The organism is Chelatococcus albus (assembly GCF_030067675.1).
Classification (GTDB): Bacteria; Pseudomonadota; Alphaproteobacteria; order Rhizobiales; family Beijerinckiaceae; genus Chelatococcus_A; species Chelatococcus_A albus.
In genome coordinates, this window is record NZ_JASJEV010000006.1 from 169,644 (window position 1) to 183,053 (window position 13,410).

At 74.0% G+C, this 13,410-nt stretch carries 12 protein-coding genes and 1 riboswitch; of the genes, 10 read left to right on the forward strand and 2 right to left on the reverse strand.

Annotation, left to right across the window (positions count from 1 at the left end; translation table 11 throughout):
* Positions 1-80: 80 nt before the first annotated feature.
* Positions 81-1,613, reverse strand: a complete 1,533-nt coding sequence (locus tag QNA08_RS11345) for an ABC transporter substrate-binding protein (protein WP_283740822.1) — start codon at positions 1,611-1,613, stop codon at positions 81-83.
* A gap of 185 nt (positions 1,614-1,798) precedes the next feature.
* Positions 1,799-1,997, forward strand: a riboswitch (cobalamin riboswitch).
* 34 nt (positions 1,998-2,031) lie between these two features.
* On the opposite strand from QNA08_RS11345, the gene QNA08_RS11350 reads away from it, so the two are divergent.
* The 9 genes from QNA08_RS11350 to cobJ all read left to right on the forward strand — a co-directional run bounded on the left by QNA08_RS11350 (position 2,032) and on the right by cobJ (position 11,392).
* Positions 2,032-2,220: a CbtB domain-containing protein gene (locus QNA08_RS11350; protein WP_283740823.1), complete on the forward strand. Its 189-nt coding sequence runs from the start codon at positions 2,032-2,034 to the stop codon at positions 2,218-2,220.
* 7 nt (positions 2,221-2,227) lie between these two features.
* Positions 2,228-2,962 (forward strand): CbtA family protein, encoded by a 735-nt coding sequence (locus tag QNA08_RS11355; protein WP_283740824.1) that lies wholly within the window; start codon positions 2,228-2,230, stop codon positions 2,960-2,962.
* Between the two features lie 99 nt (positions 2,963-3,061).
* Positions 3,062-3,466, forward strand: coding sequence for a DUF1636 family protein (locus QNA08_RS11360; RefSeq protein WP_283740825.1), 405 nt, complete (start codon positions 3,062-3,064; stop codon positions 3,464-3,466).
* The gene (cobW, locus tag QNA08_RS11365) at positions 3,463-4,494 is read left to right on the forward strand and encodes a cobalamin biosynthesis protein CobW (protein ID WP_283740826.1); all 1,032 of its coding nucleotides are present in this window, start codon (positions 3,463-3,465) and stop codon (positions 4,492-4,494) included. The genes QNA08_RS11360 and cobW overlap by 4 nt, the downstream gene beginning before the upstream one ends.
* Before the next feature lie 12 nt (positions 4,495-4,506).
* Positions 4,507-7,893 carry a cobaltochelatase subunit CobN gene (gene cobN, locus QNA08_RS11370; protein WP_283740827.1) on the forward strand — a complete coding sequence of 1,129 codons (3,387 nt, stop codon included), beginning with the start codon at positions 4,507-4,509 and terminating at the stop codon, positions 7,891-7,893.
* Positions 7,890-9,269: a precorrin-3B synthase gene (gene cobG / locus QNA08_RS11375; protein ID WP_283740828.1), complete on the forward strand. Its 1,380-nt coding sequence runs from the start codon at positions 7,890-7,892 to the stop codon at positions 9,267-9,269. Before cobN ends, cobG begins: the two co-directional genes overlap by 4 nt.
* Complete coding sequence (locus QNA08_RS11380) at positions 9,262-9,894, forward strand: precorrin-8X methylmutase (RefSeq protein ID WP_283740829.1); 633 nt, start codon at positions 9,262-9,264, stop codon at positions 9,892-9,894. Before cobG ends, QNA08_RS11380 begins: the two co-directional genes overlap by 8 nt.
* Entirely contained in the window at positions 9,891-10,634 is a 744-nt protein-coding gene (locus tag QNA08_RS11385; protein ID WP_283740830.1) for a precorrin-2 C(20)-methyltransferase, read from the forward strand. The genes QNA08_RS11380 and QNA08_RS11385 overlap by 4 nt, the downstream gene beginning before the upstream one ends.
* Positions 10,631-11,392 (forward strand): precorrin-3B C(17)-methyltransferase, encoded by a 762-nt coding sequence (gene cobJ / locus QNA08_RS11390; RefSeq protein WP_283740831.1) that lies wholly within the window; start codon positions 10,631-10,633, stop codon positions 11,390-11,392. The genes QNA08_RS11385 and cobJ overlap by 4 nt, the downstream gene beginning before the upstream one ends.
* On the opposite strand, the gene QNA08_RS11395 is transcribed toward cobJ, so the two are convergent.
* Positions 11,374-12,150, reverse strand: coding sequence for a cobalt-precorrin-6A reductase (locus QNA08_RS11395; protein WP_283740832.1), 777 nt, complete (start codon positions 12,148-12,150; stop codon positions 11,374-11,376). The two genes, cobJ and QNA08_RS11395, sit on opposite strands and share 19 nt — an antisense overlap.
* On the opposite strand from QNA08_RS11395, the gene cbiE reads away from it, so the two are divergent.
* A complete protein-coding gene (gene cbiE, locus QNA08_RS11400; protein ID WP_283740946.1) occupies positions 12,149-13,408 on the forward strand; it encodes a precorrin-6y C5,15-methyltransferase (decarboxylating) subunit CbiE in 1,260 nt (419 codons plus the stop codon). The genes QNA08_RS11395 and cbiE overlap by 2 nt on opposite strands.
* Positions 13,409-13,410: the final 2 nt, after the last annotated feature.

Genomic DNA, 13,410 nt, shown 5'->3' on the forward strand with positions numbered 1-13,410 from the left:
TGCCGCTCGAGGGGCCTGCCGCCCCGGATGCACGCGAGGCGCGGGTGTCCGGGGCGCAGATGCGGGTAAGGGGCGGGCGCCTACTTCTTGAGCGAGGCGTTCCAGAAATAGGGCCACGGGGCCGGCACGACGCCCTCGAGCTTCGGCGCCTTGGCCGAGAGGGCGTTGAAGTCGCCGATCTTGATGAAGGGCACATCCGCCGCGATCACCCTCTGCACCTCGCCCCACAGCGCCTCGCGCTTCTTCGGGTCGGCCTCGCTGTTGAAGGCGTCGACGACGGCCCTGCGCTGCGGCGTGTCCCACCAGCCGGGCGCGCTCGTCGACAGCATGCCGATGAGCGCCGGCTCCGGCAGGAAGGGGCTGTGCGTGATGTAGATGTCCCACAGCGCAGGGTCGGCGCGGCGCTGGGTCAGCGTCGCCCAGTCGACGACCTGCAGGTCGACCTTGAAGCCCGCGGCCTTGAGATATTCGGCCGCCACCTGCGCCATCTTGTAGTGGAACTCGTACTGGCGGCTCGTCAGGATGCGCAGCGGCTTGCCGTCGTAGCTCGCCTTCTTGAGGAGGGCGGCCGCCTTCTCCGGATCGCCGACGTTGTAGGCGCCCTCCGTGCCCTTGTCCGTGCTCCACACGTAGGACTTCGGATACATGGCCGCGTCGAGGGCGAAGAACTCCTTGTTGCCGAAGGCGGCCGCCAGCATGTCCTCCATGTTGAGGGCGGAGCGCACGGCGAGCCGCACGTCCCTGCTCTCGGTCAGACCCTGCTTGGTGTTCATGACGAAGACCGGCCAACCGAACGGCTTGAGCAGGACGGGCTCCGTCGCCTTCTGCCCCTTCAGGCGGTCGAAGGCCTCGACCGGCAGGGCGTCGACATAGTCGTACTGGCCGGACAGCGCGCCCTCGATGCGCGTGTTGGCATCGGGCACGGGCACGAAGCGGATTTCGTCGAGATACTGCTTGCGGGCCCCGCCGTAGCCGTCCGGCTCGCCGGGCAAGGACTTGTAGCCGTCGAAGCGCACGAGCTGGATGTACTGATCGGGCTTGCGCTCCTTGAGCTTGTAGGGGCCGGTGCCGACCGGCTCCTTCATGGGATTGTCCTGCTTCTCGGCCGGCAGGATGACGGCGGCCGAGTTGTTGAAGGCGAGCAGCGCGGTGAGCGGCGCATAGGGCGCGACGAGCGTGATGCGCACCGTCGCCGGGTCGACGGCCTCGATCGCGGCGATGTTGCCCGCCGTCTGCTTGCCGCGCGAGGCCACCTGCGTCCAACGCTTCAACGAGGCGACCACGTCCTCCGCCGTCATGTCGCTGCCGTCGTGGAACGTCACCCCGGTCCGCAGCCTGATCGTGTAGACCTTGCCGTCGGGCGAGATCTCCGGGAGCTTCTCGGCGAGGAGGGGCGTCACCTTCCAGTTCTTGTCGAAGGTGTAGAGGGTCTCGAGGACGTGCTGCGTGATGATGCCCACGAGGTCGGCGGTGGACACCATCGGGTCGAGCGTCGGCGGCTCGCCCACGGTGGCGACATTGACGACGCCGCCCTTTTGCTGGGCAAGGGCGGGGCCTGCGGCGAGGGCGGCGAGCCCGGCACCGACGAGAAGCGCGCATTTCAAAGGCGACATGACATCCCCCCTCTGCGGATATTACATTATTATGTAATTTAGATCTTTATTCTGGAATGATAGGGGAGGCGGGACGGAGCGTCAACGGTCTCCTGTCGAGGCGCGCGGCCAAGGGAAACCGGTTGGTGCCGGCGTTTCCGCACTTGTGCTCGACGAAGGCGGCATTGACTTGCCGCGGCGAAACGCCCAAACGAGAGAGCGACGGTCCTCTGTGAGGTGAAAAGGGAATCCGGTGCGGGCCTCGCGCCCAAGACCGGAGCTGCCCCCGCAACTGTGAGCGGCGAGCCTGGTGCCGAGAAAAGCCACTGGATCCTCGGGATCCGGGAAGGTGGTGCCAGGCAGCGACCCGCGAGCCAGGAGACCTGCCGTCGGAGATTGTACCCGCAGGGTCGCCGGTGGGGCGGCCAAGGAGGTCGAAATGACTGGTTTGTCGATTGCCGGCGCCAAGACCGCCAGCGCCAGGACGCGCGCCGAGGCGCTCAGGGTCGCGCTCGTCGCCTTCTTCATCGGCGCCGCGCTCGTCTTCGTCTCGGGCTTCGCCCATCCCGAGGCCATCCACAACGCGGCGCACGACACGCGCCACGCCCTCAGCTACCCCTGCCACTGAGCCGGCGATGCTCAATCGCGTGCTCGTGGTCGGCCTTCTGGCCGGCCTCGTTGCCGGGCTTGCGGTGGCGGTCCTGCAGCATTTCACCACGACACCGCTGATTCTGGCGGCGGAAACCTACGAGACGGCGGGCAAGACGGCGGCCCTCGCCGGCCCCGACTTCGGCGGCGCGAGGATCGTGCTCGCCCACACGGGCCACGAGCCGGTGGCGGGCGCCGAAGCCGAGGGCTGGAAGCCCGAGGACGGGCTGGCGCGCACCTTCTTCACGGGGCTGACCACGGTCGTCTCGGCCATCGGCTTCGCCCTCGTGCTGCTCGCCGGCATGATCGCGGCAGGAGACGAGATCGATGCCCGCCGGGCGCTCGCCTGGGCGGCTGCGGCCTTCCTCGCCACGGGCCTTGCACCGGCGCTCGGCCTCGCGCCCGAACTCCCCGGCGCTGCGGCCGGGCCGCTCGTTGCCCGCCAGGCCTGGTGGGTGGCGACGGCCGTGGCCACCGCCGCCTCCCTGTGGCTCTTCCTGCGCACGGAGGCGGCCTGGGCGAAGGTACTCGCCGCCCTCCTGCTCGTCGCGCCGCACGCCGTCGGGGCGCCCCATCCGGCCGGCTTCGAGAGCCGCGTGCCGGCCGAGCTCGCGGCGCAGTTCGCCGCCAGGTCGCTCGCCGTGCAGGCGGCCCTGTGGCTCCTCACCGGGCTTGCCGTCGGCCTTATCTGGACCCGTTTTGCCCGGCGCGTGGCGGCCTGACGGCGGCCTGCCGCGCCGGAGCGGGATCGATCGCAGCGGACGCAGGTCCGGCGCCCGATCCCGCTCCCATCCACCGGACCCAGCGGTCGGGAGAGCGCCGTGAGCGAGCGATCCGACGTCACCATCTTCGTCTGCGTCGCCTGCCGGCGGCGGACGGGGGAGGGGGAGCGCGCCTTCGACGAGCCGGGCCGCGCCCTCGTCGCGGCCCTCGAGGAGAGGCTCGCGGGCGGGGCGGCGACCGGTGTCGTCGTCACACCCGTCGAGTGTCTGGCCGTCTGCTCGCGACCCTGCACCGTCGCCCTCTCGGGCGGCGGCAAGTGGACCTATCTCGTCGGCGACCTCGACGCCGAGGCGCATGCCGACGACATCCTCGCCGCGGCGAAGAGCTTCGCCGCCACGGACAACGGCATCATTCCCTGGAAGGAGCGGCCGCAGGCCTTCCGCAAGGGCGTCGTCGCCCGCGTGCCGCCGCTCGGCTTCCGGTCCTTCGGAGATCCTTCATGAGCCTGCGCAAGGTCCCCTGCACCATCGTCACCGGCTTCCTCGGCGCCGGCAAGACGAGCCTCCTGCGCCACGTGCTGCAGAACGCCGACGGCCGGCGGCTCGCCGTCATCGTCAACGAGTTCGGCGATGTCGGCATCGACGGCGAGATCCTGAAGGGCTGCGGCATCGCGAGCTGCCCGGAGGAGAACGTCGTCGAGCTCGCCAACGGCTGCCTGTGCTGCACCGTGGCGGACGACTTCGTGCCCGCGCTCGAGAGCCTCATCGGCAGGCCGGACGCGCCCGAGCACATCCTGATCGAGACCTCCGGCCTCGCCCTGCCGAAGCCGCTGGTCAAGGCCTTCAACTGGCCGGCGATCGCCTCCCGCGTCACGGTCGACGGCGTCGTGGCCGTGGTCGACGGCCCGGCGGTCGCCGCCGGGCGCTTCGCCGACGATCCTGAGGCCCTCGCCGCCCAGCGCGCCGAGGACGCGAGCCTCGACCACGACAATCCGCTGGAGGAGGTCTACGAGGACCAGCTCCTCTGCGCCGACATGATCCTCCTCAACAAGGCCGATCTCCTGGACGAGGCGACGCTTGACACCGTGGAGCGCGACATCCGCGCCGTCGTGCCGCGCGCCGTCAAGGTCCTCGCCACGCGCAACGGCGCTGTGGAGCCCAGGATCCTCCTCGGCCTCGGGGCCGCGGCGGAGGCCGATCTCGAAGCGCGCCCCTCCCACCACGATGACGAGGAGGAGCACGATCACGACGATTTCGAGAGCTTCGTCGTCGAGCTTCCCGAAACGGCGGACCCCGAGGCGGTGGTGGCGCGCCTGCGCCGGACCGCCGAGGCGCATGACATCCTGCGCATGAAGGGCTTCCTCGCCGTCGCCGGCAAGCCCATGCGCCTGCTCGTGCAGGGCGTCGGCGCGCGCTTCCAGCAGCAGTTCGACCGCGCCTGGGCCGCCGGTGAGGCGCGCCGCAGCCGCCTCGTCGTCATCGGTCGCAGCGGCCTCGACCGGGCCGCCATCGCGGCCGCCCTCGCCACCTGAGGAAGCGGGCCGATGCATCTCCTGCCGGTGACGACGGTCGGGCTCGACGCCGCGGAAGCGCCCGTCGACCTCGGCCACTCGCCGGCGGAGATCGTCATCCTGTCCTTCACGGACACCGACCTGTCGGCCTTCGCCGCGGCCTGGACCCGCGACCGCGCCGTGCTGCCGAGCCTCAGGCTGGCCAATCTCCAGCGCCTGCGCCACCCTCTCTCGGTCGATCTCTATGTCGAGAGGGTGGTCGCCAGCGCCCGCTTCGTGCTCGTGCGCTGCCTCGGCGGCCTCGACTATCACCGCTACGGCCTCACCGAGATGGCACGCGCCTGCCGGGCGGGCGGCATCCCCTTCGTGGCGCTTGCCGGCGACGACCGGCCCGACCCGCGGCTCAAGGCCCTGTGCACTGCCGATGCGGCGCTCTGCACCGAGCTCGACGCCTATGCCCGCGCCGGCGGTGTCGACAATCTGCGGCAGGCCCTGCGGCGCATCGCGGCCGAGCTCGGCGCCGACCTTGCCGTCGCCCCGCCGCGGCCCGTGCCGGCTGCGGGGGTGTGGGATCCCGGTGTTGGTGAGCCGATGGTGGCGGCCCGCGCGACCCGGCCCGTCGCCCTCGTCGTCTTCTACCGCTCCATCCTCCTCGCCGGCGATACGGCGCCGATCGAGGCGCTTGCCGCCGCGCTTGCCGCCCGCGGCATGGAGCCTGTCTGCCTCTACGTCCCAAGCCTCAAGGATGCCGCGGCGGCGGCCGAGGTCGAGCGGCTCCTCCTCCGCCGGCGGCCGCGCATCGTGCTCAATGCCACCGCCTTCTCGGCGCGCCGCGACGACGGCACGACCGTGCTCGATATGGCCGACTGCCCCGTGCTGCAGGTGGTGCTCGCCGGCGCCTCGCGCGATGCCTGGGCCGAGAGCGCCCGCGGCCTCGGCGCGGCCGACCTCGCCATGAACGTCGTGCTGCCGGAGCTCGACGGCCGCATCGGCACGACGCCGGTGTCCTTCAAGGGCGAGCGGACCTTCGATCCGGCGCTCGAATTCGCGCCCGTCCAGCATGTGCCGGACGACGCGCAGGTCGCCCTCATCGCCGACCGCGCCGCCGCCTGGCTGCGCCTTGCCGAGACGCCGCGGCGGGAGCGGCGCATCGCCCTCGTCCTCTCCGACTATCCCTCGCGCGAGGGCCGCGCCGGCTATGCCGTCGGCCTCGATACGGAGAGAAGCGCGGCCAGGATCGTGCGCTGGCTCGGGGAGGAGGGTTACGCGATCGGGCCGGGGCTGGCCGCAGACGGCGCCCTCGCCCGCCTCGCCGCAGGCGCCGAGACCGCCGCCGTCCCGCTCGCACGCTACCGGCAGTGGCTCGACGAGACGCCCGAGCCCTTCCGGCGGGCGCTCGCCGCGGCCTGGGGGCCGCCGGAGGAGGATCCGGCGCTCGTCGACGGCGCCTTCCGCTTTCCCGTCCTCACTGCCGGCAACGTCGTCGTCGCGCTGCAGCCCGACCGCGGCCGGGTGGCCGCCCGCAAGGCGGACTATCACGATCCGACGCTGCCGCCTCGCCATGCCTACGCGGCCTTCTATGCCTTCCTGCGCGCGGAGTTCGACGCCCACGCCCTCGTGCATCTCGGCACGCACGGCACGCTCGAGTGGCTGCCCGGCAAGGCGGCGGCGCTCTCGCCCGCCTGCGCGCCGCAGGTGCTCGCGGGGCCACTGCCCGTCGTCTACCCCTTCATCGTCAACAATCCGGGCGAGGCGGCGGTGGCGCGCCGGCGCATCGCCGCCGTCACGGTCGGCCATCTGACGCCGCCGCTCGTCCATGCCGGCCTGCACGGCGCCGCCGCCACGCTCGAGGGCCTCCTCGACGAATATGCCGTCGCCGACGGCCTCGACCGGCAGCGCCAGCGCCACCTGAAGGCGGCCATCGTGGCGGAGGCCCGGGCGAGCGGGCTCGCCGCCGAATGCGGCGCCGGGGAGGAGGACGACGACGCCCTCGTGACGCGCCTCGACGCCTGGCTCTGCGACCTGAAGGAGCTCGCCATCCGTGACGGTCTGCACGTCTTCGGCGAGCCGCCGCCGCCGGAGGCCCGGAAGGCCATGCTCGCCGCCCTGGCGGCCGCCGCGCCTGGGACGCCGGCCGACCTGCTCGCGGCGCGGCTCGACGCCTGCGCCGCGGCCGAGCGGCGGGCGCTGCTTGCCGCCCTCGACGGCCGCTTCGTGCCGGCTGGGCCCGCGGGCGCACCGACGCGCGGCAGGCTCGACGTCCTGCCCACCGGGCGCAATCTCGCCACCGTCGATCCGCGCAGCATCCCGACGCGCACGGCGGCCCTCGTCGGCGAGCGCGCCGCCGCCGAGGTGCTGCGGCGCTACCTGCAGGATCACGGCGACTGGCCGCGCGCCCTCCTCCTCGACCTGTGGGCCTCGGCCACGCTGCGCACGGGAGGCGACGACCTCGCCCAGGCGCTCTCCTTCCTCGGCGTGCGCCCGGTCTGGGACCACGCGTCGAACCGCGTCACCGGCGTCGAGGTCCTGCCGGCGGCGCGGCTCGACCGCCCGCGCATCGACGTGACCTTGCGCATCTCCGGCCTCTTCCGCGACGCCTTCGCCGCCCAGATCGCCCTCTTCGATCAGGCGGTGCGCGCCGTCGCGGCCCTCGACGAGGACGACGCCTTCAACCCCCTCGCCGCTGCCCGCCGTCGCGGCGAGGACCTCGCCCGCGTCTTCGGCGGCGCACCGGGCGCCTACGGTGCGGGCAGTGCTGTCGCAGCGCTTGACGGGCGCTGGGACTGCCGCGCCGATCTGGGCGAGGCCTATCTCGCGGCCTCCGGTTTCGCCTATGCCGGAAGGGGCGAGGGCTGCGCGGCGGCGGAGGCCTTCCGCGAGCGGGTGCGGCGGGCGGACGCCCTCGTGCACGCGCAGGACGACCGCGAGCGGGACATTCTTGACGGTGACGGCGCGGCCGACTTCATTGGCGGCTTTGCGGCGGCGGCGGCGGCGCTCGGCGCCGCCCCCGCCCTCCTGCATCTCGACACGAGCTGGCCGGACGCACCGCGCGCCCGCACCGTGGCGGAGGAGATCGCCCGCCTCGTGCGCGGCCGCCTCACCCATCCGCGCTGGATCGCCGGCCAGATGCGCCACGGCTTCCGCGGGGCGGCGGAACTCGCCCAGGGCCTCGACGCGCTCTATGCCTTCGCGGCGACGAGCGACACCGCGGGCAGTGCGGCCTTCGAGGCCGTCTTCGACGCCTGGGTGGCGGACGAGGCGGTGTGGCGCACCCTGCGTGCCGCCAATCCGGGTGCGGCGCGCGCCATCGCCAGCCGCTTCGACGAAGCGCTCGCCCGCGGCCTGTGGGTGACGCGGCGCAACTCGGTGGCGCCGCGGCTCGCCGAAGCGCTCGGTCCGGAGCGGGGGAGGGCATCATGAGCGGCCCGCTCGCCTCCCTGCGCCGCGGCCGCTGCCCGGGGGCGCTGGCGCCCATGCGTACGGGCGACGGCCTGCTCGTCCGTCTGCGCCTCACCGGCGGCCGCCTCGCCGCCCCGGTCGCGGCGGCGGTGGCGGATCTCGCGCGCCGCCACGGCAACGGCGCCCTCGATCTCTCGGCGCGCGCCAATCTGCAGATCCGTGGCGTCGGCGCCGAAACCCTGGCGCCGGTCCAGGCCGAACTCGCCCGCCTCGGCCTTCTCGATGCGCACCCTGCGGCCGAGGCCGTGCGCAACGTGCTCGTCGGCCCGCTCGCCGGCCTCGACCCGGCGGCGCTCGCCGACGGGCTCGCCCACGCCGCCGCCCTCGAGCGCTGCCTCGCCGGCACGCCGGCGCTCCATGCCCTGCCGCCGAAGTTCGGCTGGCTGATCGACGACGGTGGCTTCTGCCCCATGGACGACGTGACGGCGGACGTGCGCTTCCGCGCCGTCTCGCGCGATGGCGAGGCCGCCTGGGCCGTCGGCTTCGAGACGGCCGAGGGCATCGACTGGGTCGGCGCCTGCGCGCGCGACGCGTTGCCTGCGGCGGCCGCAGCGCTGGGCGAGGCCTTCCTGGCGCTGCGCCCGTCTTCGCCGGAGCCGGCGCGGCGCATGCGGCAGATCCCGCCCGCCCTGCGCGCGCGCGTCGCCGAGGCGGCCGGGCTCGCGCCGCTCGCGGCCGTGCCGTCGCGGCGAGCAGGCGCGCTGTACCCGGGAGTCCTCGCTCTCGGCGACGGCTGTTGTGCCGTCGGCTTCGGGCTGGCCTACGGCCGCATCGGCAGCGAGGCGCTTGTGGCGCTCGCGCGCCTTGCGGCCGAGCGCGGCACGGGCGAGCTGCGCCTGACGCCGTGGCGCCTCCTCCTCCTTCCCGTGCCGGCGGGGGCGGATGTCGAGGCGATGCTGGCCACGGGACGGGACCTCGGCCTCGTGGTCGACGCACGGGACCCGCGCCTCGCCATCGCCGCCTGCCCGGGCGCGCCGGCCTGCGAGCAGGCGACGACGGTGACCCACGCCGACGCCGGGGCCATCGCCCGCGCCGCCGCGGCGCTGTTCGACGGCAGCGTCACGCTGCACGTCTCCGGCTGCGGCAAGGGCTGCGCCCGGCAGCGGCCGGCGACCCTGGTGCTCACGGGCGAGGCGGGCCGCTACGGCCTCGCAAGGAACGCCGATGCGACCGCCGCACCGCTGTTCCGGGCGCCGCCTGCCGCCATCATCGCGGGCTTCGGGCGCCTTGCCGCGCAGCTCGCCGGCGGATCGGGCGGGACGGGTGCCGCCGAGGCCTTGCGCCGCATCGCCGATCGTGACATCGCGGCGCTCTTTGGACGGGAACGAGATGACTGACCCGCGCGACTACATCCGCGAAGGCGACGAGATCTACCGGCGCTCCTTCGCCATCATCCGGGCGGAGGCGAACCTCGCCCGCTTCACGCCGGTGGAGGAGCGCGTGGCGGTGCGCATCGTGCATGCGAGCGGCATGGTGGAGGTGGCGGACGACGTCGTCATGTCGCCCGATTTCGCCGAGGCCGCGCGTGCGGCGCTCCGGCACGGCGCGCCGATCCTGTGCGACGCCCGCATGGTGGCGCATGGCATCACCCGCTCTCGCCTGCCGGCTGACAACGCCGTGGTCTGCACGCTCGATGATCCGGCCGTGCCGGAACTCGCGCGCCGCCTCAACAACACGCGCACCGCCGCCGCCATGGAGCTGTGGAGGGATCGCCTCGCCGGCTCCCTCGTGGTCATCGGCAACGCGCCGACGGCACTCTTCCGCCTGCTCGAGATGCTCGACGCCGGGGCGGCGCGGCCGGCGGCCGTCATCGGCGTGCCGGTCGGCTTCGTCGGCGCGGCGGAATCGAAGGAGGCGCTCGTCGCCGACGGGCGCGTGCCCTATCTCGTCGTGCGCGGCCGCAAGGGCGGCAGCGCCATGGCCGCGGCCGCCGTCAACGCCCTGGCGAGCGACCGCGAATGAGCCTCGGTCCCATCACGGGCGGCACGCTCTACGGCGTCGGCGTCGGGCCGGGCGAGCGCGACTATCTCACCCTGCGCGCCGTCGCGGTCATCCGCGCGGCGGACGTCGTCGCCTTCTTCGCCAAGAAGGGCGGGGCCGGCACGGCGCGCACCATCGTTGGCGACCTCGTGCCGAAGGGGCGGCGCGAACTGCCGCTCCACTATCCGATGACAACCGAGCGCCCGCCCCACGATCCGGTCTATCGCGAGGAGCTCGCGGCCTTCTACGAGGCCGCCTGCGCCCAGCTCGCGGACGAGCTCTCCGCCGGGCGCAGCGTCGCCGTGCTCGCCGAGGGCGATCCCTTCTTCTATGGCTCCTTCATGCATCTGTGGCGCCGGCTCGTCGGGCGCTTCCCCGTCGAGATCGTGCCCGGGGTCACCGGCATGTCCGGTTGCTGGACGCGCGCCGGCGTGCCCATCACCTGGGGCGATGACGCGCTCGCCGTGCTGCCGGCGACGCTGCCGGCCGAGCGCCTGACGGCCAAGCTCCGGGACGCCGACGCCGCCGTTGTCATGAAGCTCGGCCGCAACCTGCCCAAGGTGCGCCGCGCCCTCGCCGAGGCGGGCCTGACCGAGCGCGCCGTCTATGTGGAGCGCGGCACCATGCACGGCGAGCGCGTGCTGCCCTTGAGCGAGAAGGAGGACGACGAGGCGCCCTATTTCTCCGTCGTGCTGGTGCCCGGCGAGGGGAGGCGGCCGTGAGCGGGGGCCTCACCGTCGTCGGCCTCGGGCCTGGCCCCGCCGCCTGGACGACGCCGGCCGCCACGGCGGCGCTTGCCGAGGCGACCGACCTCGTGGGCTACGGCCCCTATCTCGACAGGCTGCCCGACCGTCCGGGCCAGCGCCGGCACGCGAGCGACAACCGCGTGGAGCTGGAGCGCGCCCGCCACGCCCTCGCGCTCGCCGCCGGAGGCCGGCAGGTCGCCGTGGTCTCGGGGGGCGATCCCGGCGTCTTCGCCATGGCGGCGGCGGTCTTCGAGGCGGTCGAGACGGGCGATCCTGCCTGGCGCGGGCTCGACCTGCGCGTCGAGCCGGGCGTCACCGCGATGCTCGCCGCCGCCGCCCGCGTCGGCGCGCCCCTCGGCCACGACTTCGCCGCGCTCTCCCTCTCCGACAACCTGAAGCCGTGGGAGGTGATCGAGCGGCGGCTGCGGCTCGCCGCCGAGGCCGATCTCGTCCTCGCCCTCTACAATCCCGTGTCGCGGGCGCGGCCCCAGCAGCTCGCGCAGGCCTTCGCCGTCCTGGGGCAGATCCGCGACGCGGGGACGCCTGTCGTCTTCGCCCGCGCCGTCGGACGCGCGGACGAGCGCGTGACGCTCGCGACCCTCGCAGAGGTGACGGACATTGCCGCCGACATGGCGACGATGATCATCGTCGGTTCGTCCGAGACCCGGCTCGTTGCGCGCGCGGGGGGCGGCGCCTGGGTCTACACCCCCCGTCATTACGGAGGCGGGCGATGAGCCTCGAGCCACGCCAGCACCGCCTCGACGGTGAGGAAGGTGTCAGCCGCGGGCTTTTCCGGGCGGCGGATGACGACGACCGGCAGGCCGAGGGCGCGTGCGGCCGCGAGCTTGCCGGCGGTCGCCGCGCCGCCCGAGTTCTTCGTCACCAGCACCTCGACGGCATGTTCGCGCATGAGCGCCGTCTCGGCCTCGGCGGTGAAGGGCGGGCGCGCCGTGACGAGGGTGAGGTCCGGCAGGGCCGGCGGGGGATCCGGCGCGTCGATGGTGCGCACGAGATAGCGGTGCTGCGGCGCGACCGTGAAGGCGTCGAGCGTCAGCCGGCCGACGGTGAGGAAGACGCGGCGCGGCGCCGCGCCGAGGGCGAGCGCGGCCGCACGCGCATCGGCAACCTCCTGCCAGCGGTCGCCCGGCTGCGGCGTCCAGGCCGGCCGGGTGAGGCGGGCGAGCGGCAGGCCGAGCGCGGCGCAGGCCGCCGCCGCATTGACCGAGATGCGCGCGGCGAAGGGATGCGTCGCATCGACGACGGCCGTGATCCGCTCCGCCGCGAGCCAGCGCATGAGCCCCTCGATGCCGCCGAATCCGCCGATGCGGCGCGGCAGCGCCGAGGGCGCGGCCTCGGCCGTGCGCCCGGCGAGCGACAGGATGGCGGCCATCTCCCGTCGCGCCGCGAGCGCCGCCGCGAGCCGGCCGGCCTCCGTCGTGCCGCCGAGGACGAGGATGCGTGAGGCCGATGGAGAGGCGATGAGCGAGGCCATGCGCGAACGGTCCAATCCCCTGCCGGATGCTGCGCCGGACCATGGACCGGCCGGCCGCTGGCTGTCCATCGTCGGCATCGGCGAGGACGGCGTCGCCGGCCTGTCGGAGGCGGCGCGGCGCCTCCTCGGCGATGCGGAGCTCGTCGTCGGCGGCCGCCGCCATCTCGCCCTCGCCGCCGCGCTCGTGCGGGGGGAGACGCTCGCCTGGCCGAGCCCGCTCGACGGCGCCTTTCCCGCAATCCTCGCGCGCCGCGGCCGGCCGGTTTGCGTGCTCGCGAGCGGCGACCCCTTCTGCTACGGCATCGGCAAGCAGCTCGCAGCCCTCGTCGGCCCCGACGCCTTCGTCTGCCTGCCGCAGCCCTCCGCCTTCAGCCTCGCGGCCGCGCGCCTCGGCTGGCCGCTCGCCGATGTCGCCTGTCTCACCCTGCACGGTCGGCCGCTTCAGCGCATCGTGCCGCATCTGCAGCCGGGCGCCCGCCTTCTCGCCCTGTCGTGGGACGGCACGACGCCGGAGAAGCTCGCGCGCCATCTGACGGCGCACGGCTTCGGCGGGTCGCGATTCACGGTGCTCGAATGCCTCGGCGGCCCGCGCGAGCGCATCCGTGCCGCGACGGCAGGGACCTTCGATCTCGACGCGGTCGAGGCCCTCAACACCATCGCGATCGAGGTCGTGGCTGCGCCGGGCGCCCTCGTGCTGCCCTTCGCCGCCGGGCTGGACGACGCGTTCTTCGAGCACGACGGGCAGATCACCAAGCGGGAGCTGCGCGCCGTGGCCCTCTCCGCGCTCGCGCCGCGTCTCGGCGAAACCCTGTGGGATGTCGGCGCGGGCTCGGGCGCGGTCGGCATCGAATGGCTCCTGCGCCATCCCTCCCTGCGCGCCGTCGCCGTCGAGGCGCGAGCCGGGCGCGCCGCCCGCATCGCCCGCAACGCCGCCCATCTCGGCGTGCCGGATCTCGCCGTCGTCGAGGGGCGGGCGCCGGGCGCACTCGACGGCCTGCCGCGCCCCGACGCCGTTTTCGTCGGCGGCGGTGCGACGCGGCCGGGCGTGTTCGAGGCCTGCTGGCAGGCGCTGCCGTCCGGCGGGCGCCTCGTCGTCCATGCCGTGACCCTGGAGACCGAGGCGCTTCTCGCCGCCTGGTTCCGCAGCCACGGCGGCGAGCTCACCCGCCTCGAGCTGCAGCGGGCCGAGCCGCTCGGCTCCTTCTTCGCCTGGCGGCCGGCCCTGCCCGTGACGCAGTGGCGCGTGGTGAAGCCGTGATC

Excerpts from the sequence above, each read along its gene's own strand:
- QNA08_RS11345 (WP_283740822.1), bottom strand. The coding sequence starts at position 1,613 with ATGTCGCCTTTGAAATGCGCGCTTCTCGTCGGTGCCGGGCTCGCCGCC.
- QNA08_RS11350 (WP_283740823.1), top strand. The coding sequence starts at position 2,032 with ATGACTGGTTTGTCGATTGCCGGCGCCAAGACCGCCAGCGCCAGGACG.
- QNA08_RS11355 (WP_283740824.1), top strand. The coding sequence starts at position 2,228 with ATGCTCAATCGCGTGCTCGTGGTCGGCCTTCTGGCCGGCCTCGTTGCC.
- cobW (WP_283740826.1), top strand. The coding sequence starts at position 3,463 with ATGAGCCTGCGCAAGGTCCCCTGCACCATCGTCACCGGCTTCCTCGGC.
- cobN (WP_283740827.1), top strand. The coding sequence starts at position 4,507 with ATGCATCTCCTGCCGGTGACGACGGTCGGGCTCGACGCCGCGGAAGCG.
- cobG (WP_283740828.1), top strand. The coding sequence starts at position 7,890 with ATGAGCGGCCCGCTCGCCTCCCTGCGCCGCGGCCGCTGCCCGGGGGCG.
- QNA08_RS11380 (WP_283740829.1), top strand. The coding sequence starts at position 9,262 with ATGACTGACCCGCGCGACTACATCCGCGAAGGCGACGAGATCTACCGG.
- QNA08_RS11385 (WP_283740830.1), top strand. The coding sequence starts at position 9,891 with ATGAGCCTCGGTCCCATCACGGGCGGCACGCTCTACGGCGTCGGCGTC.
- cbiE (WP_283740946.1), top strand. The coding sequence starts at position 12,149 with ATGCGCGAACGGTCCAATCCCCTGCCGGATGCTGCGCCGGACCATGGA.
- QNA08_RS11395 (WP_283740832.1), bottom strand. The coding sequence starts at position 12,150 with ATGGCCTCGCTCATCGCCTCTCCATCGGCCTCACGCATCCTCGTCCTC.